The sequence below is a fragment of the Brevibacterium sp. S111 genome (genome assembly GCF_004745075.1).
Taxonomy (GTDB): domain Bacteria; phylum Actinomycetota; class Actinomycetes; order Actinomycetales; family Brevibacteriaceae; genus Brevibacterium.
This window is the reverse complement of sequence record NZ_RHFH01000007.1, coordinates 1-25,670: the sequence shown is the minus strand read 5'-3', so window position 1 is coordinate 25,670 and position 25,670 is coordinate 1. Positions and strand designations below refer to the sequence as shown.

21 protein-coding genes are annotated in these 25,670 nt (G+C 67.9%); 7 read left to right on the top strand and 14 right to left on the bottom strand.

What is annotated here, in order from left to right; genetic code table 11:
- Positions 1–163 precede the first annotated feature (163 nt).
- The 9 genes from EB836_RS09370 to EB836_RS09330 all read right to left on the bottom strand — a co-directional run bounded on the left by EB836_RS09370 (position 164) and on the right by EB836_RS09330 (position 12,685).
- Positions 164–2,242 (bottom strand): FAD/NAD(P)-binding protein, encoded by a 2,079-nt coding sequence (locus tag EB836_RS09370; protein WP_135539749.1) that lies wholly within the window; start codon positions 2,240–2,242, stop codon positions 164–166.
- On the bottom strand, positions 2,229–3,164 hold the full coding sequence (locus EB836_RS18275; RefSeq protein WP_205683341.1) for an LLM class flavin-dependent oxidoreductase: 936 nt from the start codon (positions 3,162–3,164) through the stop codon (positions 2,229–2,231). The genes EB836_RS09370 and EB836_RS18275 overlap by 14 nt, the downstream gene beginning before the upstream one ends.
- Positions 3,161–3,778: an NAD(P)H-dependent oxidoreductase gene (locus EB836_RS09360; protein WP_135539747.1), complete on the bottom strand. Its 618-nt coding sequence runs from the start codon at positions 3,776–3,778 to the stop codon at positions 3,161–3,163. Before EB836_RS09360 ends, EB836_RS18275 begins: the two co-directional genes overlap by 4 nt.
- 1 nt (position 3,779) lies before the next feature.
- On the bottom strand, positions 3,780–5,162 hold the full coding sequence (locus EB836_RS09355; protein ID WP_135539745.1) for an NtaA/DmoA family FMN-dependent monooxygenase: 1,383 nt from the start codon (positions 5,160–5,162) through the stop codon (positions 3,780–3,782).
- On the bottom strand, positions 5,155–7,134 hold the full coding sequence (locus tag EB836_RS09350; RefSeq protein ID WP_135539743.1) for an ABC transporter ATP-binding protein: 1,980 nt from the start codon (positions 7,132–7,134) through the stop codon (positions 5,155–5,157). Before EB836_RS09350 ends, EB836_RS09355 begins: the two co-directional genes overlap by 8 nt.
- Positions 7,131–8,021 (bottom strand): ABC transporter permease, encoded by an 891-nt coding sequence (locus tag EB836_RS09345; RefSeq protein ID WP_135539741.1) that lies wholly within the window; start codon positions 8,019–8,021, stop codon positions 7,131–7,133. The genes EB836_RS09350 and EB836_RS09345 overlap by 4 nt, the downstream gene beginning before the upstream one ends.
- On the bottom strand, positions 8,018–9,070 hold the full coding sequence (locus EB836_RS09340; RefSeq protein WP_135539740.1) for an ABC transporter permease: 1,053 nt from the start codon (positions 9,068–9,070) through the stop codon (positions 8,018–8,020). Before EB836_RS09340 ends, EB836_RS09345 begins: the two co-directional genes overlap by 4 nt.
- Entirely contained in the window at positions 9,070–10,734 is a 1,665-nt protein-coding gene (locus EB836_RS09335) for an ABC transporter substrate-binding protein (RefSeq protein ID WP_135539738.1), read from the bottom strand. Before EB836_RS09335 ends, EB836_RS09340 begins: the two co-directional genes overlap by 1 nt.
- 445 nt (positions 10,735–11,179) lie before the next feature.
- Positions 11,180–12,685, bottom strand: coding sequence for an acyltransferase (locus tag EB836_RS09330; protein WP_135539736.1), 1,506 nt, complete (start codon positions 12,683–12,685; stop codon positions 11,180–11,182).
- A gap of 240 nt (positions 12,686–12,925) precedes the next feature.
- Between EB836_RS09330 and EB836_RS09325 the strand changes: the two genes are divergently transcribed.
- Positions 12,926–13,957 carry a nitronate monooxygenase gene (locus EB836_RS09325; protein WP_135539734.1) on the top strand — a complete coding sequence of 344 codons (1,032 nt, stop codon included), beginning with the start codon at positions 12,926–12,928 and terminating at the stop codon, positions 13,955–13,957.
- An 83-nt stretch (positions 13,958–14,040) separates the two neighbouring features.
- On the opposite strand, the gene EB836_RS09320 is transcribed toward EB836_RS09325, so the two are convergent.
- A complete protein-coding gene (locus tag EB836_RS09320; protein ID WP_135539732.1) occupies positions 14,041–14,766 on the bottom strand; it encodes a response regulator transcription factor in 726 nt (241 codons plus the stop codon).
- 168 nt (positions 14,767–14,934) lie between these two features.
- Between EB836_RS09320 and EB836_RS09315 the strand changes: the two genes are divergently transcribed.
- The 3 genes from EB836_RS09315 to EB836_RS09305 all read left to right on the top strand — a co-directional run bounded on the left by EB836_RS09315 (position 14,935) and on the right by EB836_RS09305 (position 18,962).
- Positions 14,935–15,840, top strand: coding sequence for a hypothetical protein (locus tag EB836_RS09315; RefSeq protein ID WP_135539730.1), 906 nt, complete (start codon positions 14,935–14,937; stop codon positions 15,838–15,840).
- A complete protein-coding gene (locus EB836_RS09310; RefSeq protein WP_135539728.1) occupies positions 15,837–17,864 on the top strand; it encodes a sensor histidine kinase in 2,028 nt (675 codons plus the stop codon). The genes EB836_RS09315 and EB836_RS09310 overlap by 4 nt, the downstream gene beginning before the upstream one ends.
- 231 nt (positions 17,865–18,095) lie before the next feature.
- Entirely contained in the window at positions 18,096–18,962 is an 867-nt protein-coding gene (locus EB836_RS09305; protein WP_167854409.1) for a hypothetical protein, read from the top strand.
- Between the two features lie 62 nt (positions 18,963–19,024).
- Here EB836_RS09305 and EB836_RS09300 read toward each other — a convergent pair whose 3' ends face one another.
- A complete protein-coding gene (locus EB836_RS09300) occupies positions 19,025–20,098 on the bottom strand; it encodes a type II CAAX endopeptidase family protein (RefSeq protein ID WP_135539724.1) in 1,074 nt (357 codons plus the stop codon).
- 181 nt (positions 20,099–20,279) lie between these two features.
- On the opposite strand from EB836_RS09300, the gene EB836_RS09295 reads away from it, so the two are divergent.
- Positions 20,280–21,716, top strand: a complete 1,437-nt coding sequence (locus EB836_RS09295) for a histidine kinase (RefSeq protein WP_135539722.1) — start codon at positions 20,280–20,282, stop codon at positions 21,714–21,716.
- The gene (locus tag EB836_RS09290; protein ID WP_135539720.1) at positions 21,713–22,345 is read left to right on the top strand and encodes a response regulator transcription factor; all 633 of its coding nucleotides are present in this window, start codon (positions 21,713–21,715) and stop codon (positions 22,343–22,345) included. Before EB836_RS09295 ends, EB836_RS09290 begins: the two co-directional genes overlap by 4 nt.
- Positions 22,346–22,376: 31 nt before the next feature.
- Here EB836_RS09290 and EB836_RS09285 read toward each other — a convergent pair whose 3' ends face one another.
- The 3 genes from EB836_RS09285 to EB836_RS09275 form a co-directional block, all read right to left on the bottom strand.
- Positions 22,377–22,616 (bottom strand): hypothetical protein, encoded by a 240-nt coding sequence (locus EB836_RS09285; protein WP_135539718.1) that lies wholly within the window; start codon positions 22,614–22,616, stop codon positions 22,377–22,379.
- Between the two features lie 84 nt (positions 22,617–22,700).
- Positions 22,701–23,462 carry an SDR family NAD(P)-dependent oxidoreductase gene (locus EB836_RS09280; RefSeq protein WP_135539716.1) on the bottom strand — a complete coding sequence of 254 codons (762 nt, stop codon included), beginning with the start codon at positions 23,460–23,462 and terminating at the stop codon, positions 22,701–22,703.
- Between the two features lie 376 nt (positions 23,463–23,838).
- Entirely contained in the window at positions 23,839–24,417 is a 579-nt protein-coding gene (locus EB836_RS09275) for an NAD(P)H-dependent oxidoreductase (protein ID WP_135539714.1), read from the bottom strand.
- A gap of 358 nt (positions 24,418–24,775) precedes the next feature.
- On the opposite strand from EB836_RS09275, the gene EB836_RS09270 reads away from it, so the two are divergent.
- The gene (locus tag EB836_RS09270; RefSeq protein ID WP_135539712.1) at positions 24,776–25,438 is read left to right on the top strand and encodes a TetR/AcrR family transcriptional regulator; all 663 of its coding nucleotides are present in this window, start codon (positions 24,776–24,778) and stop codon (positions 25,436–25,438) included.
- Positions 25,439–25,670 lie beyond the last annotated feature (232 nt).

Sequence of the window (25,670 nt, the reverse complement as noted above, 5' to 3'; positions counted from 1 at the left end):
GTCATATGACGTTGATCATCGTCATCTTTCGACATGAGAGGTCACGTCGCTCGCCGAGGCGGACGGCCACTCCCTTTACGGACGACCGCTGCCGTCACGGACGCCCGCTGCCCTCACAGACGACTGCTTCCGCCACGGACGATCTCTGCCGTCGGGCCGGCCCTCACCCTGCCAGGAGTTCACGGTCGTCGGAGATCGCCGCGACGGAGGCCAGGATCGCCCCGGCGATCCTCTCGTTGTCGGCAAACACCGGCGCACCCGTGTGCGGCCGGCTGAATGCCTCAGCGGTCGATCCCGAGACCGCGGGACCGAGCAGGAACAGGTCCGGCTGCGCCTCACCGTCCGCATCGAGTGCGCGGCCCGTCTCGTCCGTGCGCAGCTTCGCGTGCGCCGTATCCTCGAGCAGCAGCGCCCCGTCCGAGCGGAGTGAGGCGAGGGCTGGATCCGCGGCGCGCTCGGCGCTCTGACGGGCCAGGCGGGCGTCGACGAAGTGAGTGAAGGTCTTCGCCTCCGGATGTGCCGTCGATCGCGCGGTGAAACCGAACTCATCGGCCTCTACGCTGAGCCCAGGACCGAGGAAACGCACGAGCCCTGCGTCGTGGAGGGCGAGGATCTGCTTGACCCGCACGGGCGGCGGGCCGCTGCCGATGAAGGAGAACAGCGAGTGGAAGCTGCCCTCGACGAACTCCGTGCGATCACTGTGACTGACTCGGCCGTCACGGACCAGCGTCCTGATCGCCACATAGGACTTGACCAGGGCCTCGAACACCGCAAGGTCGGCCGAATGCTCGGCATCGGCGCTGCGCCGCAGGTGGCCCTCGATGTGCTCGCGCACGCTGACTTCAGCGCTGGCGAAGTCCTCGCAGCTCAGATCGTCGAGAGGCCGATCCAATCGAGCCAAGTCGAACAGGTCGTCCGGGTCGGTGACGACCGCCCGAGCAGCCGCAGCGATGGCCTCGACGCAAGCACGGTGTCGCGGCGCATGGGTCCGCCGGCCGGCGGCGACGTCGCCTGCGCACGCGGGTCCGGTGGCGAGACCTGTCGAGACCACCTCGTCGGCGGTTTCATCGATGAGCGTGAGAAGTTCGGGAGCATCGATCTCGCGCTTCCACAGCACGTGTGCGTAGTGGGCATAGGTGAGTTCGAGTTCGAACAGCGGTCCGAGCACAGTCGGAAAGTCGATGACCGTACTCGCCCTGCCGGAACGGTGTCCCCCGCCGAGGTGATCCCCCGCAGCCCTCTCGCCGCCCTTGCCGCCCTCGCCGTCGTCGAGGCGGCTGAGATACCGCAGTTCGACCTCGGGGGCGCCGGGGACGGCGGTCCTGCTGTAGCCGAGTTTCGGGCTGTAGGAGATGCCGCGCGAAGACCCGACCCACAGCACCGGTTCGCCGCCCGAGGGACGGTAGATAAGGTTCTCCCCGCTCGGAGCGAACTCTCCGCCGCGGCCTTCGGTGACCATGACCATGAAGTCGAGGAACGCCAACCCGAAACCGCGGGTGAGCACCTCGGCGCCGGCGGGAATCGCGGAGAAGTCGAGGTCGGCGGTATAGCCGGGAGCCTGATAGTAGAGACCGGCTCCCCTCGCCGAGGCGGTCGCACGGTTGCCGAACTCCGCGTCCGCGGCGGCCGGGTGCATGTCGAGGTGACCCTGCGCGGAGACGAGGACGTCCGCGGTGATCGTCGCACCGGTCGAGGTGGTGACCGTGAAACCCGAGCCGCGATCCACCCGCCGCACCGACTCGGCGCGGACCCGGTGGATGTGCACCTCGGCGGCGAGCTGGTCGAGTGCGGTGTCGAAAGCCGCAGACAGGTAGTGGCCTTGGATCCGTCGGCTCGCGAAGGACTGTGAGTCGAGCAGCGCCGCCTCCTCGGCGAGTCCGCACCTGGAGAGTCGCTCGCGGCCGGGCCCGTGAATCCATTCGTGCAGGGTCGGGCCCCGAACCCCGGGACGCTCGAGGCGGCAGGAGTCGTCGGGGAAGATCGTGATGTCCTCGGTGCGGGAGTTCATCCACAGATGCGGCGACTGCTCGGTCCGCCAGATCCGTCCGGGCCCCGGCGAGAACGGGTCGATGAGGTGGATGCGCAGCCCCGCCCCGGCCTCCTCGGCGGCGGCGATCGCGAGGAGGATGCCCAGGGTCTTCGGTCCGGCGCCGATGAAGGCGAGGTCGGCGCGGGGTCCGAGCGAGCCATCATCCCCGACACGACCGCCGCTGATGACCGCCGACCGCTCACGCATCGGCATAGGCGCTCACAGCCGGCCCCACGCCGAGGCGGCTGCGCAGATCCGCTCCCGTCGTGTTCTCCCGCAGTCCCGCCGACTGCAGCGCCGGGAGGATCTCGGAGACGAGCCGGACGCTGAACTCGAGCTGCTCGGCGACGGAGGCCGAGAAGAGGACCCCGTCCGCCCCGCGTCCCCGGAGGATGCGCACCGAACCGACGATGTCGGCCACTTCGGTCCGGCGATCGGCTGCGGGCAGGATCGCGAGCACCGGGGTCTCGGGCGCGAGTTCGGCACGCAGCTCTTCGAGTGAGACCGTTCCGGAGGCTTCATCGACGAGGACGATGTCGGCGGCGGCGCGGGCGGCTTCATTGCCCGGTTCGGCGCGGACGACAATCGGCGGATGGCCCTGCGGCGGGCGCGGCGTGATCGAGGGGCCGAGCACCGAGTAGTCGGTGCCGGTCGAGTCTGGCAGCTTCGCCTCGACGTAGTGGAGGCGGTCGCGATCGATGTACCGGTCGGTGCTCTTGTCGCGGATGATCGCATCGTCGTCCCAGGAATCCCAGAGGCGCCGGATGACATCGATGACCGCGGCCGCTTCGGCCCAGGCATCGACCGCCGGAGCGGCTGCGCGGCGGCCGAACAGCTCCGCCTCGGCGGCGCTGTCGGAAATCCCGACGGACAGGCCCGCCCGTGCCCGGGCGGCGTAGTCGAGCGTCGCCGAGGCTGTGCTCACGTGGAAGGGTTCGAGATGGGTGATGCGCACCTCGGGGATCAGCCCGAGGCGGTCGGTCAGCGGCCCGAGCCAGGACGCGAATTCGACAGCGTCGAGGTCGGAGAAGTCATCGGGCACGAGTGCGAAATCCACGTGTCCGTCGAGGGTCTTCGCCGCGGCGAGACCGGTCGTGAGGTCCGGGGTGAGGGTGGTGGCGATGAGCGCGCTCATGAGGGGTTCCTGTCGGTCGTGATCGGGGTGGTGATGAGGGATTCGGGGTCGACCGCCTCGGCGTGGGTGCAGGATCGGGACCGCACGGTGAGTTCGGAGTCGAACTGATCGATGGCGTCGATGACGTCGAGTTCGACGGACTCGTCGATGCTTGCCGGGCTCGACTCGGTGGCCGGGAGGATGTTCTTCGACAGGACGAAGCGTCCGCGGCCGATCGAACTCGCTCCGAGCGTGGCCAGCAGCGGTTTGAGGCCGAAGTCGAGGGCGAGGACGTGGGCGGCCGATCCGCCGGTGAGGACCGGCAGCACGGGTTTGCCGTGCAGAGCGTCCATCGGCAGCACATCGACGAAGACCTTGAGCAGACCCGTGTAGGTGGCCTTGAAGACCGGCGAGCCGACGACCACGGCATCGGCGGATGCGACGGTGGACCGGGCCGAGGCGATGAGTTCGTCGCTCGTGTCCCCAGCCAGCAGCGGCCCGGCGGGCAGGTGCCGGAGTTTGATGAACTCCGTGCGGTGGCCGTATTGGCCCAGCCTGCGGCCGATGAACCCGAGCAGCGCCTCGGTCTTCGAATTCTCCGCTGGGCTCGATGAGAGCAGGACGACACGTGCCATCTCAGCCCACCTCCTTGAGCTCGGCGGCGTCAGCGCCGGTGGTCGTCCCCCGGGCTCGGCCGCGGGCGTCCGCCCAGTCGGCTGCGGTGCGTGCGGCGGGCAGTCCGATGGTCTCCCGCAGGGAGCCGTCCGGGTATTCGGTGCGGTAGACGCCGAGTTCCTGGAGTTCGGGCACGACCTTCTCCACGACTTCGTCGAGTCCGCCGGGGGTGAGGTGGGGGACGAGGATATAGCCGTCGGCGGCTCTTGTCCGGACCGCCTCGGCGAGGTCGAGCGCGACCTGGTGCGGGGTGCCGACGAAGGAGTGCCGGTTCGAGACTCTGATGACGAGTTCGCGGGCGGTGAGGTTCTCGGCCTCGGCGATGTCGCGCCAGGCCGCGATCGTGGCTTCGGCGTCCTTGATGTGTCTGACCCGTCCCTGCGAGATCGACTCGCCGCCCGGCGGGACGTCCGGCAGCGGCCCGTTCGGGTCGAAGGCGGAGAGGTCACGGTCCCAGACGCGTTCGAGGAAGGCGATGGCACCGGCCTCGCTGACCTGCTGGGCGGCGACCTCGCGGGAGCGTTCGACCGCCTCGGCGGGGGTATCGCCGAGGATGACGGATACGCCCGGGTAGATCTTCAACTCGTCCTCGGCTCGACCGTAGCGGGCGAGTCGGGATTTCACGTCCGCGTAGAACTTCCGCCCGGATTCGGGGTCCGAATGACGGGTGAAGACGACGTCGGCGGAACCGGTGGCGAAGTCGCGGCCGGAATCGGAGTCTCCGGCTTGGAAGACCACGGGGTGGCCGCCGGGCAGGGCTCCGGTGGGGAATCGGCCGGAGATGTCGAAGAAGTCGCTTTCGTGGGCGAAGGCGCCGTCGTTCGCCGCGGCGTCCCAGAGTCTGCGGGCGACGTCGATGAAGTCTTCGGCGCGACGGTAGCGATCGGCGTGGTCGAGGTAGCCGCCGCGACGGAAGTTCTCGCCGGTGAATGCGTCCGAGGTCGTCACGACGTTCCAGGCGGCGCGGCCGTTGGAGAGATGGTCGATGGTCGCGAGCCGGCGAGCGATGTCGAAGGGCTCGTTGTAGGTGGCGCTGAGTGTCCCGGCCAGGCCGATACGGGTGGGCACGGCGGCGAGCGCGGAGAGCACGGCCGTGGTGTTCGGGCGGCCGACGACGTCGAGGTCGAAGATCTTGTTCTGGTGTTCGCGCAGGCGCAGGCCCTCGGCGAGGAAGAAGAAGTCGAAGAGCCCGGCCTCGGCGGTCTTCGCCAGATGGGAGAAGGAATCGAATTCGATGTGGCTGCCCGAGGCGGCGTCTGCCCACACGGTCGTGTTGTTCACGCCGGGGAAGTGGGCGGCCAGGTGGACCTGGCGCGGCTGTCCGGAGGTGTGGGTGTCAGGCATGATGTGCTCCTGTTGAGTCGGTGGGGTTGTCGGTGAGGTTGTCTGCTGCGACCGTGCGCACGGCCGAGTCGTCGAAGCAGGGCACTGCGTCGATGAGCGCCCGGGTGTAGGCGTGGCGGCTGCTGTGGAGGACGTGAGCGGTCGGCCCGGATTCGATGACGAGTCCGTCCTTCATGACGATCACCTGATCGGAGATCTGTTCGATGACGGCCAGGTCGTGGGAGATGAAGAGATACGCGACGCCGAGGCGGGCCTGCAGGTCGACGAGCAGCTGCAGGATCTGCGCCTGCACACCGACGTCGAGGGCGGAGACGGGCTCATCGAGGATGATCACCTCGGGGTCGACGGCCAGAGCCCGTGCGATCGCGAGCCGCTGCCGCTGCCCTCCGGAGAGCTCCTGCGGGGTGCGGCCCAGCAGACTGTGGTCGAGCGCCACGGAATCGAGCAGTTCCCGCACCCGGCCCGGCCGCTGAGAGCGGGTGCCGATGCGGTGGCCGCGCAGGGGTTCGGTGAGTATCCGCTCGACCGTGTAGTGCGGGTCGAGCGCGGCGCTCGAGTCCTGGTGCACGTACCGGATCCGTCGACCGAGGTCCTTCCGGCGATAGTCGGCAAGCGGCTTTCCGTGCAGGTCGACACCGCCGGCATCCGCCCGATCCGCGCCGAGGAGGATCCGCGCCGAGGTGGTCTTCCCCGACCCGGATTCGCCGACGATGCCGATGGTCGACCCGGCCCGCAGCGCGATGTCGAGTCCGTTCACTGCGGGACGGTCCCCGCCGAAATTCCGTACGATTCCGCGTCCGGTCAGCACTGCCTCGGTGCTGGGGTCGGTCACCGGTTCGGTTCCGACCGATGCGGCCCCGCCTGAATCGTTCGTGACCGATGCGTTCGCGCCGCCCGATGCGTCCGCGACCGATGCGTCCGCGCCGCCTCCGAGGTCGGTCCGCGTCGCGCGGCCCGGTTGAAGCCGACCCCATCCGAGGTGCGGGGCTGCGGCGAGCAGAGCCTGAGTGTAGGGATGCCGGGGTGCGGTGAGGATGCGGTCCGTCGGCCCGGTTTCGACGATGCGGCCACGGCTCATGACGATGAGCTCGGCGGCGCGTTCTTTGGCCACCCCGAGATCGTGGGTGATGAGCACGAGCGCGGTCTGCGACTCGGCGACGAGGGCGGTGAGCACGTCGAGGACCTGTTTGGCGACCGTCGCGTCAAGCGCCGAGGTCGGTTCGTCGGCAATGATGAGCGCGGGGCGGGCGGCGATCGCATTGGCGATGAGCACCCTCTGCCGCTGCCCGCCGGAGAGCTCGTGCGGATACCGCCGTCCGTGGGTGTCCGCATCGAGGCCCACGGCGGTGAGCACTTCGGCGATGCGCGGTCCGATCTGGGGTTTCGCGAAACCATTGACCGTCAGCGTCTCGTGCAGCGCCGAGGCGATCGTGCGCACCGGATTGAGTCCGGCTCCGGCGTCCTGCGGCACGTACCCGATCCCCGTGCCGAGGATGCGCTGCCAGGTGCGCGGCTTCGCCGAGGAGAGATCCTCGCCGAGGTGGCTCTGCGTGGACGCCTCGACCCGAGTCCCCGTCGGGAGGAGTCCGGTCAGTGCCGCCGCCGTCGTCGACTTCCCCGACCCGGATTCGCCGACGATGGCGAGCGTATCGCCGGCATCCAGGGTCAGGCCGATGCCGGCGATCGCCGGTGCGCTCGCGCCCGGGTAGGTCACGCTCAGCCCCGAGACGTCGAGGACCGCAGGGGTCTGCCGAGCCGGCACGTCCGGGGCCTGTGGCGTGGGCGCCGACGATCCACGGCCGACAGAGGTGCCGACGGAACTGCCGACAGCGGTGCCGGCAGAGTTGCCGGCGGGAACGGCAGCCTGCTCGCCGGCGGTGGTCGAGACCTCCGGAGGAAGGGCATCGGAGTCCTCGAGGAGCTCGGTGCCGGCTCCGGCCGAGGGCCAGGCGAGGAGATCGGTGTGGATCATCGGAATCCCTTCTCGGAATTGACGGCGTGGGACAGGCGGTTGGCTGCGAGCACGACGGCGGCGACGACGAGGCCGGGGAAGGTCGTCATCCACCAGGCGGCGGCGAGGAAGTCGCGTCCCTCGGACACGAGCAGTCCCCATTCGGGCTGCGGCGGCGGGGCACCGAAGCCGAGGAAGCTCAGCGCCGAGACCGCGAGCACCGCGGACCCGAACTCGAGGGCGAGCAGCGCCCCGATCGGGCCCTTCACCTGCGGCAGGATGTGTCGGGCGAGGACGGCCGCGGCGGACAGGCCGTCCGCGCGGGCGGCCCGGACGAATTCGGCTGCCCGCCAGCGGATCACCTCGGCGCGGGTGAGGCGGGCGAAGGAGGGCACGGCGGCGACGCCGACGGCCACGGCGACGTTGAGAGTGCCGAAACCCAGTGCGGTGATCACGGCCATCGACAGCAGCAGACCGGGGACGGCTTGGAGGACGTCGACGGTGCGCATGAAGATCGCGTCGACTGCCCCGGTGAAGTATCCGGACAGCAGCCCGAGAAGCACACCGACCCCGACTCCGATGAGCACGGCGGCGAGGCTGGCCGACAGCGTCTGGGCCGAACCGTGGACGGTGCGGGAGAAGACATCGCGTCCGAGCTGGTCGGTGCCGAAGACGTGTTCGGCACTCGGCGGCAGCAGTCGGTCGGCGGGGTTGCCGGTGAGCGGATCGACACCGGTGAGCAGGCCGGGCCACAGTGCCGCGACCGCGGCGAGGGCGAGGACGATGAGCGCGATGACCTCGGTGACGCCGATCCGCGAGCCTGCCGCCGCCGAGGTGAGGCGGCGCAGGGTGCCGGCCTGTCGGTCCTCGGTCTCGCTGTTCGTCTGCAGTTCGAGTGCGGGGCTCATGCGCGTGCTCCTTCGCTCCCAGCCGTCGCTGAGCTCGGGACCGGGTTCGCGACATCGGATCCACGCTCCTGGTGGGCCGCCTCGGTGACGGTCGACGTGCGACGTGTGCGTCGTGCGGCCCGCAGGCGCGGGTCGAGCAGCGGGTAGGACAGGTCGGTGATGAGGTTGACGAGGACGAACACGGCCGCGGCGAAGAGGACGATGCCTTGGACGAGCGGGATGTCCTGCCCGGTGACCGCGGTCTGGGCGAGGCGTCCGAGTCCCTGCCGGGAGAACACGTTCTCGACGACGACGGACCCGGCCAGTGCCTGACCGAACAGCACCCCACCCATCGTCAGTGTCGGCAGCAGCGCCACGGGCAGTGCCTGGCGCAGCAGCAGTCGCAGGCGGGTGTATCCGGAGGCGTGGAAGGTCGTGACGAAGGGTTGGACCCATGCGTTCTGCAGCGAACGGAACAGGACCTGGGCGATGATCGCCGACAGCGGGATCGCCAAGGTCACGGCAGGCAGCACGATGGCAGCCGGCGTTCCGTCACTCACTGCGGGGAAGAGCGGGAGCCGGAAGGAGAAGAACTGCAGCAGCATGAGTCCGACCCAGAAGGTCGGCAGGGCGACCCCGAGTCCCGGCAGGGCGGCGAGCGCATCGCGCAGCAACGGTCGGCGACTCAGGGTCGCGGACACGGCGATGATGATCCCGACGAGGAGCGCGATGACCAGGGCGAGCGCGGCCAGCGCCAGCGTCGAGGGAAGGGCGGAGGCGATCGCCTCGGTGACGGGAGTGCCGGCCTGGATCGACGTGCCCAGGTCAAAGCGCAGCAGGCTCCCGAACGCGAAGAGGTATTGGACGATGAGCGGCTGGTCGAGGTGGAATTCGGCGCGCAGTCGGGCCACCTCGGCGGGGTCGAAGCTCTGCAGCTCTCCGCCGGCACCGAGCATCGTGATGACCGGATCGCCCGGCAGCCAATAGAGAAGGAAGAAGCTGAGAGTGAACGCGATCCACAGGACGAGCAGGCCCTGGGCCAGGCGGGAGGCGAGGAAACGCAGACTCATCACTGCTCACCGCCGAGCCAGGTGTCGTGGAGCTGGTAGCGGGAGGAGGCTTCGAAGGCGAAGTCGTGGACGTTCTTTCCTGTGCCGACGATGCCGGTGAGTTCGACGAGAGGGATCGAATAGCCTTCGTCGAGGATGAGCTTCGTAGCTTGGGTGAAGTCGGCCTTTCGGGCGTCTTCGTCGAGGGTTTCGGTGGTGCGGGCGAGCACCTTGTCGATCTCTCCGGGTTTGCGGGCGTTCGAGTTCTGCTCGTTCGCGCCGAAGTAGTTGCGGAGGATGTCAGCGTCCGAGCGGGTGAGGTTGCCGAAGGTGAAGTCTTCCTTGCCTTCGGCCTGCAGGGCGGTGACCTCGGCGATCGTCTTCTTCTCCAGCTGGAGGTCGAAGCCGATGGTCCGCAGCTGCTGTTGGACGAGTTCGAGGAACGGAGCGTCCTGCCAGTAGGTCAGCGTCGTCGTCAGCTTCGTGCCGTCCTTGACCCGGATGCCGTCGGCTCCGGGTTTCCACCCGGCGTCGTCGAGCAGCTTCTTCGCTCCGTCCGGGTCATAGGCCAGCAGGTCCGAGAGGTCTTCGTACTGCGGGGTCGATTTCGCCAGCACCGAGGTGGCCGGAGCCTGATGGTCGGAGACGACCGTGGCCAGCTGCTGCCGGTCGATGCCTTTGTTGAGGGCCTTGCGCACCGCTTCGTCCTCAGCGATCTGCCCGGTGGTCTTCGGCACGAGGTTGTACACGACACCGGGGTTGGCGCGGGAGACGATGTCGAGGCCCTGGGCTTCGAGGGTCTGTTCGTCCTGGGATTGGACAGTGGTGTCGACGTCGACCTGGCCCGAGAGCAGCGAACCGTTGCGCACCGAGGCCTCGGGGACGATCGAGAATTCGACGCCGTCGAGATGGGCCGGCCCCTCATGGGCGGCCAGTGAGGAGGCCCAGTCGTAGTCATCGTTGCGTTTCAGCGTGATCGCCTTGTCGTGTTCGACCTTCTCGAGTGTGAATGCGCCGGTGCCGACGAGGTCGCCGGTGCAGCGCTGTTCAGGGGTCTGTTCGAGCGTCTTCGAGGAGTAGAAGCCGAGGTTCATCGTCGACGTCGCCTGCAGGAATTGGGCGTTGGGTTGGTCGAAGGTGAAGGTCACGGTCTGCTTGTCAGGGGTGTCGATCGACTTCAGTCCGTCGATGTAGGTCTGGCCGATCGACGCCTTCGCTCCGAGGTCTCTGATCGCCTCGAAGTTCTCCTTCACCGAGGCGGAAGTGAAGTCCGTGCCGTCGTGGAACTTCACCCCGTCGCGGAGGTGGAAGGTGAAGGTCTTCGCATCGTCGGAGACGTCCCAGGACTGTGCCAGCCAGGGCTTGATCTCGCCGGTCTTCGGGTCCTGGTCGGTCAGGGAGTCCGTGATCTGGCGGGTGATGTTGAGGGTGACGTTGTAGCCGACCTGCTGTCCGTCGACGCACTGCGGGTCCGTGTCGTAGGCGACCTTGAGGACCCCGCCCTTCTGCGGCTGCCCGTCATCGCCTTCGGCACCGGCCGAACCGGAGCAGCCGGCCAGAAGCAGGGAACCGGCGGTGAGCGCGGCGAGGGCGAAGCGGGTCGAGTAGGTGCGGCGAGTGCGGGCGGCGCGGCCGCCACCGGCGAAATGAGCCGGGTCGGAGGCGTGCAGACTGGCGATATTCATGGGAATCCTGTGGTGTGTCAGTGGCGGGAGGAAGGGTGTGTCCGTGACGGGACGAAAGACGGTGCGGGTCGCTACCGAGCATTCGGCGATGATTGCTCAACACATAATGAGCGGAATCAGGCAACCTTGAGCGGGTGTGCCCGAGTCGAGAAGAAGCATCGGACCCGGAGGCGAGCAAGGTGGGATGAGAATCCGCGAGCCGAACGACGGTGCCGGGAAGCCGCGGCAGACCTCGCGGGATCAGCCGGTGAAGAGCTGAAACATCGGCATGAGGCGGCAACAATCAAGAGCTTCGAACCGTGCGGACAACGCCCAGGTCTGCGAATTCTTGTGTGCGATCATCATGCCCTCTGCTGAAGTGATGTCATGGAATGCTGACGATTCATACCGTACCAATAAACATCATTGCTCAACAATCCTTCTTTGCGTTCTTCGTCACGCTTCGTCATAGAGACCGGCGGGATGACCCGGCCGACGGGGCGGAAACGCCCGGCCGGTCGGACAGCCCAGCAGCGAGGATGAGCGCGCCTATGAGCAGGAGGACGGCCGTCAGCGTCCAGCCCAGCGGCGCGATTCCGACAAGGAGGGCGATGGCGATGCCGGTCGTGGCCGCACCGACCGCGGTGACGGCGCGGGCCCGCGGCCCGAGAACCGGAATATGTCGGCCGATCGCTGTCAGACGCTGTTCGGTGGGAAACGGGATCCGATTCACCGCCATGGCCAGAAGCGCCGACAGCAGCATCACCGCCAGCAGCCACACCGGCCGTGTGGCCCACCACCAGGCGGAACCGATCTCGGGCAGCACGAACTCGGCGATCCCCGGACCAGCCGCACTCCGCAGACCCGACACCGTCTGTGCCAGAGCCCCGAGTTCCCCGATGAGGACGATGACGACGCTCATGTGCCACAGATAGACCTCCATTCCGTACCGGTTGCCCCAGGCGATGACCCGCCGCCAGATCTGCGCGCGCAGAATCCTCGGCTCGGCGGCCGCCTCGGTGACGGCCTCGGTCGCCGCGCCCCCGCCTGCGGTCAGCGCTCGGTTGAGCCGGGCGTGGAGGAGCCGCAGTCCGCACATCTGCACCACTCCGAGCAGCACGAGGGCACCGGTGGGCGGGTTGAGGTTGATGAGCATATTCGGGCTGTAGACGCCGGAGGCGACGAGCCCGGCCAGGACCAGCAGCGCGGCCGCCAGCACCGGCCATACGAATGCCCGGCGCACCGGTCGGTCGAGGGACTCGGCGCAGAAGAACCCGAGCTGCTGGATCAACGGCCACACAAGAAGGAAGTTGAGATAGCCCAACCCCGAGACTCCGGTGACCGCGACCAGGGCGTCGACGACGATGACGGCACCGGCGAGCACTGCCAGGGCCCGCCTCGGCGCGGTGTCATGGACATGCACCGCCACGGGCACGAGCGCGGTGAGGCCGACATAGACGGCGAGGAACCACAGTGGTTGGCCGATGCGGTGGCTCGCCTCGGTGATCAGCTCGGTGGGAACGCCGATCTCGGCGGCTGCCGACAGGCCGATCCCGGCGAGGGCGATGAGGACGGTGACGGGGGCGACGAGTCGGCGCAGGCGAGCGCGCAGGTAGTCGGCCCATGTGCCCCCGCTGGCGCGGATGCGACGCCAGGCGAAGAAGCCCGAGGCGCCGCCGATGATGAAGAACAGGGGCATGACCTGGAAGAGCCAGGAGGCGGCGGCGAAGCCGGTGGTGTCCGAGAGCGCGACGGTGGGCACCACGGCGCCGTCGGGGCCGAGGACTGCCGCGCTCATCATCGAGTGGAGGATGACCACGACGACGAGGCAGGCGAAGCGGAGGAGGTCGAGGGCGGGATCCCGCCGGTGCCCGGCGGACTCGCGGGGTGGTGCGACGACGGTCGGCAGGGCGGGGTGGGCCCGGCCTCGGTGGTCGTCGGGCGGCAGCGATTCGCGGAATGTCAGTGTCATGGCGGTTTCTCATCCGGGTCGGTGAAGTGCGATGACACCGAAGTTAGGAACCGTGTTCGGCCCGCCGCATCACCCCGGGGAGCCGAGCTCGCACCGGCCGGCCGATACCTGCGGGGGATGCCGCACGCTGAACACCCCCTACCGGTCACGCTGGGTACCGCACACTGAGCACCCCGCACCGGTCACGCGGGGTCGTGTGAGAATGGCGATGAGCACGCCCGACTTCAAGGAGAGACACTCGTGACGATCGCCTTCGCGAAGACCACCCTGCCGATCATCGGCGCTCCCATGGCCGGTGGGACGACGACGCCCGAACTCACCGAGGCGGTCGCCCGAGCCGGCGGTTTCCCCTTCGTCGCCGGCGGCTATCTCACGGCAGAGGCCCTGGCCCCGTTGGTCGAGCGGATGCGTGAGACCACCGATGTCTTCGGCGTCAATCTCTTCGTCCCGAACCCCGTTCCCGTCGACCGGGAGGCCTTCGCCGCCTTCGTTGCCGAGCTCGAACCGGCCGCGGCCGAACGCGGCGTCACCCTCGACCCCGAACCGGTCGACGATGACGACCACTTCGACGAGAAGCTCGACTGGCTCATCAACCACCCCGTGCCTGTGGTCTCGACGACCTTCAACCTGCCCACCGATGAGACGGTCGACCGCCTCCACGCCGTCGGCAGCCAGATCGTCGCCACGGTGACCTCTGTGCCCGAGGCCCGAGTGGCCGCGGAACGCGGAGTCGATGGGCTCATCGTCCAGGGCCCGCGTGCCGGTGGGCATTCGGGCACCGCCGATCCGACACGGACGATCGAGGACCGCCCCACCGTCGATCTCGTCCGCGACATCCTCGCCGAGGTGGACCTGCCCGTGGCGGCCGGAGGCGGAGTCGACGGTGAGGCCATGGTCGCTGAGCTCCTCGGGGCCGGGGCGAGCGCCGTAGTCGTCGGCACCCTGCTGCTGCGCTCCGATGAAGCCGGAACCGCGCCGACGCACCGCGCCGCACTGGCCTCCGGTGAGTTCACAGACACCCGGCTCACCCGCGCATTCACCGGTCGCCCGGCGCGCGCTCTCGTCAACGGCTTCGTCCGTCGCTTCGATCCGGTGGCCGTGAACGCTTATCCGGCGGTGCACCATCTGACGAAGGAGTTCCGGGTCGCGGCGAAGAGGGCCGACGACCCGCAGGGCCTGCACCTGTGGGCCGGAACCGGCTACCGGGGAGCGGACGCAGCGTCGGCCGAAACGATCGTCAAGGACCTCGGCGCCCGTTTCGCCCGCCAGTAGTCGTTCCCCACCGGCGTCTGAAGTGGTCGCAGTGGTCGCCGGTCACCCGACCCGTTCGCCCACCTCAGGCGGCGGTGCGGCTCTCAGCTTCCCGCGACGACCAGGCCCGTCTCGTAGGCGGCGACGACGATCTGGGTGCGATCGCGCAGGCCCAGTTTCGACAGGATCCGGGATACGTGGGTCTTCACGGTCTGTTCGGCGAGGTAGAGCTGCGCGGCCACCTCGGCGTTGGCATGGCCCTTCGCGACCAGGGTCATCACCTCGATCTCACGGTCGGTGAGCTGTCCGAGAACCGCGGTGTCCTTGGCCACGGTGGGTCCGGCGACGTATTCGGCGATGAGACGGCGGGTCACCGAGGGCGCGAGCAGCGACTCCCCGCCGGCCACGACGCGCACGGCGGTGATGAGATCCTCGGCGGTGGAGTCCTTGAGGAGGAATCCGCTGGCACCGGCCCGCAGCGCAGAGAACACGTATTCGTCGGCGTCGAAGGTCGTGAGCATGATGACTCGCGGATGCACCCCGGGCATGGTGGAGATCGCCCGGGTGGCGTCGAGGCCGTTGAGTTTCGGCATCCGGATGTCCATGAGGATGACGTCGGGATCCGTGCGGCGGACGAGGTCGACGACGGCCGATCCGTCCTCGGCGCTGCCGACGACCTGCATGTCCGTCTGCGCGTCCAGCAGCGCACCGAAGCCCTGCCGGATCATCGCCTGATCGTCGACGATGGCGACCCGGATGATCGTCTCCGACGGTGGCGGCACACTCGCCGAGGCGGCTGATCCGTCCCCCGCATCCTCAATTCCTGGCATGGTTCAAACCTACCGGACGCGGCCGCCCCGGAACCCTCTCAAACCCCGAGAAGCCGTCGCCTCGACCCGGCTTCGACCGGATTTCATCCTCCTGGGGGACCCGCGCGGGACCATATTCACTCCCACGTATGATGCGCAGGCGCATACCCGCTCTCTAATGTTCGAGCCATGATCATCACCGCCATCGTCCTCGCCACCGCGGCAGCGTTCTGCCTGGCTCTGGGCACCCACTTCCAGCAGCATGCCGTGGCCGCCATGGCTCCCGGTCCGCGTCGCCGCGCCACCTGGGTCACCGGGCTCGGGCTCATGGGGCTGGTCACGGTGCTCAATGTCATCGCCCTCGGCCTCGGCCCGGTCGCCATCGTCCAACCCATCGGCGCGGTCTCCCTCGTCGCCGCCGTCCTCATCGGGCAGCGCTTCTTCGGGCTCCGCCTCGGTGCGCCCCTGCTCATCAGCATCGCGGTGACTCTGTTCGGGGTGTTCTCCTTCGTCACCACCTCAGCACGGTTCGCCCACGACCTCAGCGCCACTGAGCAGTCGGTGACCTGGCTGCTCGCGGTGCTCATTGCGCTCAGCATCTTCGCGGGCCTGTTCTCGATCAGCTCCGCCGGCCACATTCCGCGGGTCATCATCACCGGCATCGTCTTCGGCACGGTCGCCGCGGCCACGCACGTCCTCGCGCGCTCGGTCATCGTGGCCGGTCTGCCCGGACTCGACGGACTGGGTGCGCGGTGGTGGCTGCTGCTCAGCGCGGTGGGACTGGCTTCGGCCGCGGGCTTCTGGCTCGTCCAAACCGCCTACGCCTGCGGTCCCGCCGAGACCGTGCTCGCCGGGCTCACCGTCATCGACCCGATCGTCGCCGTCATCATCGGTGCGGCCTTCTTCGGCGAATACTCGGGACTGACCCCCGTGGCGACTCTCGGTCTGCTCGCCTCGGCCGGCATCGGCATCGGCGGGGTGTGGATGCTCTCGCGGTTCCACCCGAAGGTCCTCAGCGCTCGATCGACCGTCATCTCCCCCGTCCCGGCACCTGCCGCCACCACCCATCCTCTCCAGCAAGGAACCCAGTCATGAACCACTCCCCCACAGCACCGATCACACCGGTCTCGCCCGGCGCGTCCCAGTCCGGAAACCCGTACGCTGAAGAGGTGCCCCGACCAGCAGAGCCCCAGCCGACCGACCCGACGCACAGGTCGCCGAGTCAGTCCCCTGCACCCCAGGACCGCTCCTGGTGGGCTCGCCTGTGGCACAATCTCGGCCGTGATGCCGGGCTGGTAGCGCCGAGCATGCTCATCTCCCTCATCGCGATGCCCGTCCTCATCGCCCTGTTCTCGGTCTCGATCGGCACGGCGATCGTGTGGGTCGGGGTTCTCCTCCTACCGCTGACGCTCACCGTCGCCCGAGCGTTCGGCGACCTCTCCCGGGCCCGGGCCCGCGTGTGGGGTGCTCCCATCGCCGAGGCGGCCGCCCCACCGCGCGGACGCGGACTCCGCTGGTGGCTGGCTCCCCTGGGTGACGCCCGCGCGTGGTTGGATCTGCTCTTCGAGGCCGTGTTCGCACTGCCGATCCGGATCCTCACCTTCGTCGTATCAGCCGCGTGGTTCTTCGGCGGCCTCGGCGGGATCACCCACTTCCTCTGGGGCGCCTTCATCCCCGACGGGGGCGGGGACACCGTTGATCGGGTCGTCGCCTGGGCGACGAATTCCCCGGTCAGGGACTTCGGTTTCGCCGCCGAGGCGTCATTCCAGTCCGTCGTGGGCCTCATCCTCCTGCTCACCTTCCCGTTCGTCCTCCACGCCATGGCGCTGCTTGAGATCGTCACGATCCGCGCCGCCCTGTCCTCCGACTGGGCTCGCACCGCGGCCGAGCACCCTCACCCGAATGCGGCCTCGCCATCGCTCGCCTCGGCACCGAGCTCGTCCATCCTCTCGACTGCCGCCGGGAACCGGAGTTGGTTCTGGTTCATGTCGGTCTTCGTCGGTGTCGTGCTCGTGGCGGTCGCCTGGCCGGTGACCACGGTCGTCTATGACGTCCCGACCGTCTTCGCGATGCTCATCGCCTTCGCGCTCAGCGCCTCGCTCGTCCTCGCCGTGCGGTGGCCCATCGCCGGAATCGGCCTCGGTCTCGCGGGTCAGCTCGTGAGCATCCTGCTCACCGCGGACATCTCGGGGGCGGTGCGACCGTTCACGGTCACCTCGCTGTTGGCACTCGTGTTCCTCCACTTCCTCATCGGTCTGCGCCACCGGTGGATCCACCTCGTCGCCGTCTGGACGGCCAGCCTGCTCATCGGGGTGTTGGCACTGGTCATGCCGCATGCCGGCGGGTTCTCGGGGGCTCTGTCGAACGTCATCACGACGCTGTCGATCGCCGCCGGCGCCGGGATCATCGGTGTCATCGGCAACCTCCTCATCCAAGGTCGCCGGCAGCTGGAGACCGAGCGGGAACTCAGTGCCGCGGAACTGGCCAAACGGCAGGAGCTGGAAGAACGCAACCGGATTGCCCAGGAACTCCACGATGTCGTCGCCCACAGCATGTCAGTCATCAGCGTGCAGGCCACGACCGCGCAGTACCGGCTGCCCGGACTCGATGAGCGCAGCCTCGGCGAGTTCGACTCGATGGCCTCCTCTGCCCGGCAGGCGCTGACGGAGATGCGCGGGCTGCTCGCGATCCTCCGCGGAGGTCGGGATGCGGACCTGGCGCCGCAGCCGACCGTCGATGACATTCCCACGCTCGTCGACATCACCCGCGGTTCCGGGGCCGCCGTCGATCTCGACTTCCCCAGCGAGGCTCTGTCACTGTCGGCGACGGCGAGCCTCACGGCGTACCGCGTGGTGCAGGAGAGTCTGTCGAATGCGCTGCGTCATGCCGCCGGGGCCCCGGTGGCGGTCACCGTCACGGCCATCGGGACCCGACTCGAGATCTCTGTACTCAACGGCACACCCGACGGCGGGCCGGATACGGGCGGGCACAGCCACCTCGGCGGGGGTTTCGGCATCAAGGGGATGCGTGAGCGCGTCGAAGCATTGGGCGGGAGCCTGCGGGTGGGGCCGACCGACAACGGCGGTTTCGAGGTCAGAGCCACACTGCCTGCCGAGTGAGGGCACGGTTGCGGGGCGGACTGTGGGGACAGTTCGATGCCATACTGAATGTCACCGACCGATCCCCCTCCGGAAGGATATCTCCCCATGTCACCAGGTCCCCCACCTGCCGACTCCACTGGTCCGGCAAGTCCACCCGCTGCAACGGGCTCGCCCGCGGCGACAGGCTCACCGATCCCGGCGAACTCATCCGCGCGGGTCCTGCGCCGTACGATCGCCATCGTCATCGTCGTGGCTTTCAGCCTGGCAGCGGCGGGAGGCATCATCGTCCTGCTCGGCGATATGGAGTCCGAAGCGACCTACAGGGTCATCGGCACGACTGCCCTGACCGGGGCCGTCAGCGTAGCGGCGTTCTGCGGGGCGACGCTCCTCGGTCGCCGGAGCCAATGGTTCGGGATCGTCACGATCGGGTTGTCTGTGATCACCATGGCGCTGTGCCTGTGGTTCCTCTGGGGCGATCCGTACCGGTGGGACGGCCCGTGGTCCGAGACCGACGGCCTCAGCATCGGCGACATCATTTCCCAAGTACTCGCCTCATCCGTCCTTCTCACCGCCGTCGCAGCGGTGAGTTCGCTCATTCTGCTGCTGACAGCCCGAACCCGGCTGGTGCGCATCGGGCTGCCGATCACGCTCGGTTTCCTCGTACTCGGCACATGCTTGGTCCTCATGATGATCTGGGTGGAGGCGGCATGGGAGCTCGAATGGCTGACCCGCCTCAACGGCATCGTGTGGATCCTCGCCGCGCTCGGAGTCGTCATCGTGCCGCTGACCTCGCTGCTGCTCAGGGCTGGGGCGAAGCCTGCGGATGCCGGCGAAACAACAACCGGGCCCACGCGGCCTCGTTCGACTCCGCCTGAAGCACCGCAGCGGGCCGGCTCGACGCTGTCGCCCTCGACTCTCGACCGTCTCGACATGGCTGCACGAGCCGAGGGCGTCACGGTCGACGAACTCGTCGACCGTCTGCTGGCTGCCGGTTCGCGGACCGATCCGACCACCGGTTCGGCCTCTCAGTCGGCTTCCGTCCCGACGACCGCTGATACTGCGACCGCGCCCGCGACCGATTCCGCGACCAAGCCGGATTCGCACCCACGCCATTAGACGCCCGGCCCCGCGTTCGCAGGTCCGGACCCGACTCACGCGTTCGCAGGTCCGGACCCGACTCACGCGGATTCGGGCCCGACCCCCACGTATTCTGACCCGTCCCCGCGGGGACGAAGCGTTTCGCCAGTGGAGGGACCGCCTCGGCGACGGTGGTCGAGGACGACCACGATGCCGAAGACGATCGGGGCGGCGATCGACACGACGACCTCGGCGGTCGGGGAACTCGTCGCGTTGAGGTCGGCTCCGGAGAGCACACCGAGGACGAACGCGAAGAGGTTGTTGACGATGTGGAACGCGATCCCGGCCTCGAGGCCGCCGGTGATGACGGTCAGTGTGCCGACGATCGCGGCGAAGATCCCGACATCGATGAGTCCGGGCAGATCGTAGAGGTGGCCGAAGACGAAGAACGGCACGGGGATCAGCACGGCCCACGCCGGGTGCCGCAGCCAGGAGCCGATGATGTTCATCGCCAGCCCGCGGAAGACGATCTCCTCGGCCGTCGCCTGGAACGGGACGAGGAGGACGAACGCGATGAGCATGGCGAGCACATGCTGATTCCACACGATTCCCGAGGTCAGGGTGCCCGTTGCCCCGTCCGAGAAGAGGACCATGACGATCGCGCAGACCACCCACACGGCCGTCCCGTAGAGCATGTACCGCCCGAGTCTGCCCCAACGCATGCCGCCGCGAAGCGAGATCATCGAGGAGTACCAGCGCCGATAGACGCAGAGGGTCGCGAGTTCGGCGGCCGGCCACATGAGGATGACGTTGATGAGCCCGAAGAGCACTCCGGTGATGGTGTTGAAGTCGATGAGTCGTTCTGACCACGCGGTGAAGTCGCCTTCGGTGTTGAGCGTGATCAGGGCAACGATGAAGAAGCTCACGAACTCGACGATCATCGCGACCGAGTAGAACAGCAGGGTCAGGAGCACCACGAGGATCGGTTTGAACCATCGGTTCCCCGGCAGCCCGGCGAACTGCCGATGATAGCGCCGAGGCGGCTCAACGGATGCGGGGATGTGCAGGTCCGTGCCGGGCTGGGCCGGTTGGGCCGGCTGGAGCGGGTGGGCCGGCTGGGCCGGCTGGAGCGGTTGGGCCGGCTGACTGTGCAGTGTGTGCGGTTGATTTCTCATGTCTCCACCCTGTCGAAGAACGGGGTCGTCGACCATCGGCCGAGGGCATGATTCGTGTCATCCGATCGGGCGAATGCACACATCAGGGTGCTTCCGATCGAGCAACCGCGACCATGGGTCCGAACGGATTTCATCCTTTCGGACGACAGCCTCCCAGCGGTCGCCCGGGTAGGGTCGAAGCGTGACATCTCGAACCGGCCGCCCGCTCGCGCATGCCCTGCTCTGGACAGGCATCGCCGCCGCCGTCGGTGTGCTCCTGCTCGTCATCGTCGTCGGGGCCGATTGGCCCTCACCGGAGGACGCCGGTTCCGAAGCCGATGCGCTCAGCGCCGAACTGCTGGTCCACTTCGTCTTCGGTCTCGTCTCCCTCATCTGCCTGCCTCTCGTCCTCTTCTTCGACGGACGTCGGGTCCCGCGCAAGCAGCTGCGTCCGAAGGTCCTCGCCGCGGAGAAGCTCGGCGAATTCCTCACCGTCACGGGTCGCGGCGGTGAGGAGTTCCTCGCCGCCGACGGCTCCGTCGAGTCACTCCAACGCCGCCCCGGCGGCTGGATCCCGGTCACCGTCGGCATCATCGGCCTCCTCTGCGGCACGGTCAGCACGGTCGGGTTCCTCGCTGCGTCCCTCATCCTCGTGTCACTGTCGGCCCGGCGCAGCTGGGCTCTTGACTTCCTCGCCCTCGCCGCCGCACTGGCCGCCCTCCTGTCGACCTACGTCCTCACCCCGCAGGCCGCCGGCGCGTTCGAGCTTCCGATCTTCCTCTTCAGCAGCATCGTCTATGCCGTCATCGTCGCCATCGGCGTCATCCGCGGTTCCCGCGAACAGGGCCTCATCGACTCCGCCGCTCAGACCCTGCTGCGCGAACGCTCCCGCCAAGATCGCGCCATCGCCGAGGTGCGTCGCGGCATCGCCCGCGACATGCACGATTCCCTGTCCCATCATCTGTCCGTCATCGCCATGTACTCCGGAGCCCTGTCCGTGAGGCAGGACCTCGACCCCGAGGACGTGCGCGAAAGCGCGCGCCTCATCGCCGATGCCGCCCGCCGATCCGGAATCGAACTCCGCGAGGTCCTCACGATGCTCCGCAGTGATGACCAGGGCACGGTCATCGACCCCGACATCGACCGCCTCGTCGCGGCCCGCGGCCACATCGCCGAACTGCGCTATATCGACCCCGTCTGTGCCGCGGCACTCCAGCGGTGCAGTGCACTGGAGCGGACGACGATCTACCGTTTCGCCCAGGAGGCGATCACGAACGCCGTCAAACACGCACCGGGTCAGAAGGTGACGATCAAGGTCGGCCTCGACGAGGCGGAGGGTCGCCTCGAACTCGTTGCGAGCAACCCCCACACCGGTTTGGGCCCTGCGTTCCGCGCCGGGGCACAGCAGCTCGTCACCGGTTCCGGCTTGGGGCTGTTGGGACTGCGAGAGAGAATGGAGGCCATGGGCGGAGACCTCACCGTGACGACGGCCCCCGAATTCACCCTCCGCGCCCGCATCCCCATCGACCCCGCAGTCTTCACAACCGAGGGAAGCGCCACGGAAGCGGAAGCGGCGACCGAGGACGAGGACGGTTCGGACGGGACGCCGCCGGACGGGCAGCAGGAGGAAGAAGCGTGACGATCCGTGTCATCATCGCCGACGACGAATCGCTCATGCGTTCGGGACTGCGGCTCCTCCTCGGCGCGGCCGAGGACATCGACGTCATCGCCGAGGCGGCCGACGGGCACGAGGCCATCGATCTCGCCCGTCGACTGAATCCCGACCTCGTCCTCATGGACATCCGAATGCCCGGCGTCGACGGCCTCGAGGCGGCGCAGACGCTGCTGTCGGATCCCGAGCACCCGCAGGTGCTCATGCTCACGGCTTTCGGCACCGACGATTTCATCCATCGCGCCCTGCAGTCCGGGGCCGCCGGCTACATCCTCAAGGACACCCCGCCCGAGGAGCTCATCAACGCGGTGCGAGCCGCCGCCGACGGCACCCGCACCTTGTCGGCGACCGCATTGGCCACCTTGCTCACGTCCGGCCCGACCGCCTCGGCGCCGGGCCCGGATCCGCTCGCTTCCCTGTCGACGCGGGAGCGGGAGATCGCCGAGGCGGTCGCGCAGGGAATGACGAACGCGCAGGTGGGACGGTCGCTGTTCGTCTCAACAGCGACCGTGAAGACCCACCTTGCGCGCATCTTCGACAAGCTCGAGGTGAGCTCACGGGTGCAGCTGGCGCTGCTCGTCAACGAGAACCGCTGAGAACCGCTGAGAACCCGGCTCTTCGGTGTACTCATGTATGCGAGATGGAGATCGAGCTCATATTGCTCGATATGCTCACGCCTTCGCCAGTCGTATCCCGCAACGCCCAGGAGCCGAAACCACAGAGGGTGAGGAGGGCGGGCACAAGGGTCAGCAGCGCCGCCAGGGAGGCTGCGCCGTCGGCTCCCGTCCAGCTCAGCACCTGTGCGGTGCCCATGGTCGCTGCGCAGACGGCCACTCCGATGATTCCCGCACGGCCGAGGAAGTTCATCTTCCGCGGACCGACTGCCTCGCGAAGGCGACTGCCCGCGATTCACGCACGGGCGGCCAGCCGCCTCGGCGAGGGTTCAGCCGATCATTTCGGGGCCATGCGGATCGCGCCGTCGAGGCGGATCGTCTCACCGTTGAGCATCGGGTTCGCCACGATCGATTCGACGAGCTGGGCATATTCGGTCGGCTTGCCCAGGCGGGCCGGATGGGGCACGGACTTGCCGAGGGATTCCTGCGCCTCGGCGGGCAGTCCCGCCATCATCGGGGTCTCGAAGATGCCTGGGGCGATGGTGACCACGCGGATGAGGGAGGCCGCGAGTTCGCGAGCCATCGGGAGGGTCACCGAGGCGACGGCGCCCTTTGACGCCGAGTAGGCGATCTGGCCGATCTGTCCGTCGAAGGCCGCGACGGAGGCGGTGTTGATGATGACTCCGCGCTCCTCGCCGGTGGCCTCCTGGCCCTGCATGGCCGCGGCGGCGAGGCGGCAGACGTTGACGGTGCCGACGATATTGATGCCCAGCACCTTCTGGAAGGCGTCGAGGGGCAGCGGTCCCTTGCGGGAGACGAGCTTGCCCGGTGTTGCGACTCCGGCGCAGTTGACGACGACGCGCAGGGCGCCGAGTCCGGTGGCGGTGTCGACGGCGGCCTGGATCTCGTCTTCGTTCGTGACATCGGCGGCGACGAAGTGGGCGGAGTCGCCGAGTTCGGCGGCGACCTGCTCACCGACCTCGGCGTTGAGGTCGACCATGACGACCTGGGCGCCGGCCGCCAGGAGGCGTTCGGTGGTGGCCCGGCCGAGGCCGGAGGCTCCGCCGGTGACGAGGGCGACGGTGTTCTGCAGATCCATAGGTGTCCTTTGCATCGCGGGGATCGTGGCGTCGTTGAGTGAACGATCTGTCGTTGCGACTCTAACGCAGCGCTGTGGGACCGGTCACCTTCCTATGGCGGGACCTCGTTCAACGGAGAATCAGGTTATCGATGCGAGGCCGGTGCGAAAACCTGATTTTCCGTTGAACGAGGGGGCGAACGGCCCGGCGGCGGTTGAATGAGGGTGCGATCGGCCCGGCGGCGGCACAGGCGGCTGCGGTTCCGGATGCAAACAGCGCAAGGCCCGCTGATCATTGATCGGCGGGCCTTGGGCGTGTGTTCTCAGAGCGTGCGGGCCTCAGGGCACACAGGTCCCGGACCCTGCCCTGGGGTCAACGAATGTGAACGTGGGCTGCTCAGGCGGCCTGCACCTCGGCGCTGGCTTCGCGCACGGACTTGAGGGCTTCGCCCCAGCTGACGATGTCGGCGACCATCGAGGCGAACGGCGCGGCAGAGACCTCGGTCGGGGTGAAGACGCCGTCGGCGAAGTCGGTGAAGAGGCTGAAGGAGGCCTGGTCACGGACGACGGCCAGCTTGTAGTTGGCGAGGATGTGGCGCAGGTGCTCAGCGGCACGCACACCCTTGTCGGCGCCGTAGTTCACGATGCCGGCGACCTTGTGGTTGAACTCGGCGGCCACGAAGTCCAGGGCGTTCTTCAGGGAACCGGAGATCGAGTGGTTGTACTCGGGGGTGACGAAGATGAAGGCGTCGAACTCGTTGAGCTTGGCGCCCCAGGCCTTGGTGTGATCGTTCTGGTACATGTTCGCGCCAGCCGGAATGACCTCGTCGAGCAGCGGCAGGTTGAACTCACCGAAGTCGACAACCTCGGCGCGCACGTCCTCGCGGCCGGCCAGCTGGTCCTTGGCCCAGGCGACGACCTGTGGGTTGAGTGCCTGTGGGCGTGAAGTTCCGGGAATGATGGCGATGTTGAGCATGTCCGTCCTCTGTTCGATGGCAAGATGCAATGTCAGATAATTCTGTTCTTGGGCGTTCGGCACACAGCAGTCCACTGCGGTGCGCCCACGTTCGAACAACATGGTTGAAAACTTGATAATTCCAGATTCTGGAGTGATCGCTGTCACGTTGATCGTGGCGTCGTTGTCACGTTCAACTGCGATTCGGACTCCTGGGGCACCTCTCTACCATCGGAAGAGCCGGGTTCGGATCACCATTCCGCAGGGCGCAGATCCCCGAATTCTGGGCGGAAGCGGCGATTCTCAGGCCAACGTGATGTATTCTCGGTTGGCAAGTGAAAGATTGTTCGATATCCGACCGCCAAGGAGCCCAAGCACCGTGAGATCAGCCAACGGCCGCAACAACATCCTCCGCTCGGCTCGGGACACCTTCGCTGCCAAGGGCTTCGACGGCGCCTCCATCCGCGATATCGCGCAGGCCGCCGGACTGAGCCTGTCCGCACTCTACTATTACTTCCCCTCCAAGCAGGAAGCTCTGTACGAGCTCGTGCACACTGCATACACCTGGTACAGCGAGCACAGCCGGGCCGCCATCGCCGAGGTGGGCGATGATCCCACCGAGCAGCTGACCGTGGCCGTGCGCTACCTCGCCCGGTACCGCATGGAGAACGTCTCCGTGTCCACAGTGCTGCTGCGCGACACCGAACGACTCACCGGCGACAATGCCGCCCGCGTCAAAGAACTCCAGCGCGAGGCGCGAGTCATCATGGGCGACATCGTCCAATCAGGCATCGATGACGGAACGTTCCGCGTCGACAGCGCACCGCTGGTCACACGTGCGATCCACTCGATCTGCAACTCGCTCTCGCTCTGGTACCGCCCCACCGGCGACCTCACGTCCGATGTCATCGAGCGCGATTTCACCCAGTACTCACTGCGCATCCTGGGACTCGATCCCAGCAGCGAGGAGCTCGACCGCCTCATGGCGCTGCCGATCAGCCAGGCAGGCATGCTCGACTTCATCTCCGACGACAAGGCCTGAGTCCGGCCGGTCGGCAGACACCCGGGCCGCAGACACCAGCGGCGCTGCCCAGGTCACTATTTTCGCCCGAAGGTACTAATCACGCGCGGCGCCGTGCGTGATTAGCGCGTGTCCTGTAAGTGTCACCTGAGGCGGAGGACGAGGCTGGCGATGATGATCTCACTGGTGTAGTAGGCGGCACGTTTGGCATAGCGAGTCGCCAAGTCACGGAACTGTTTGAACCGGTTGAAGC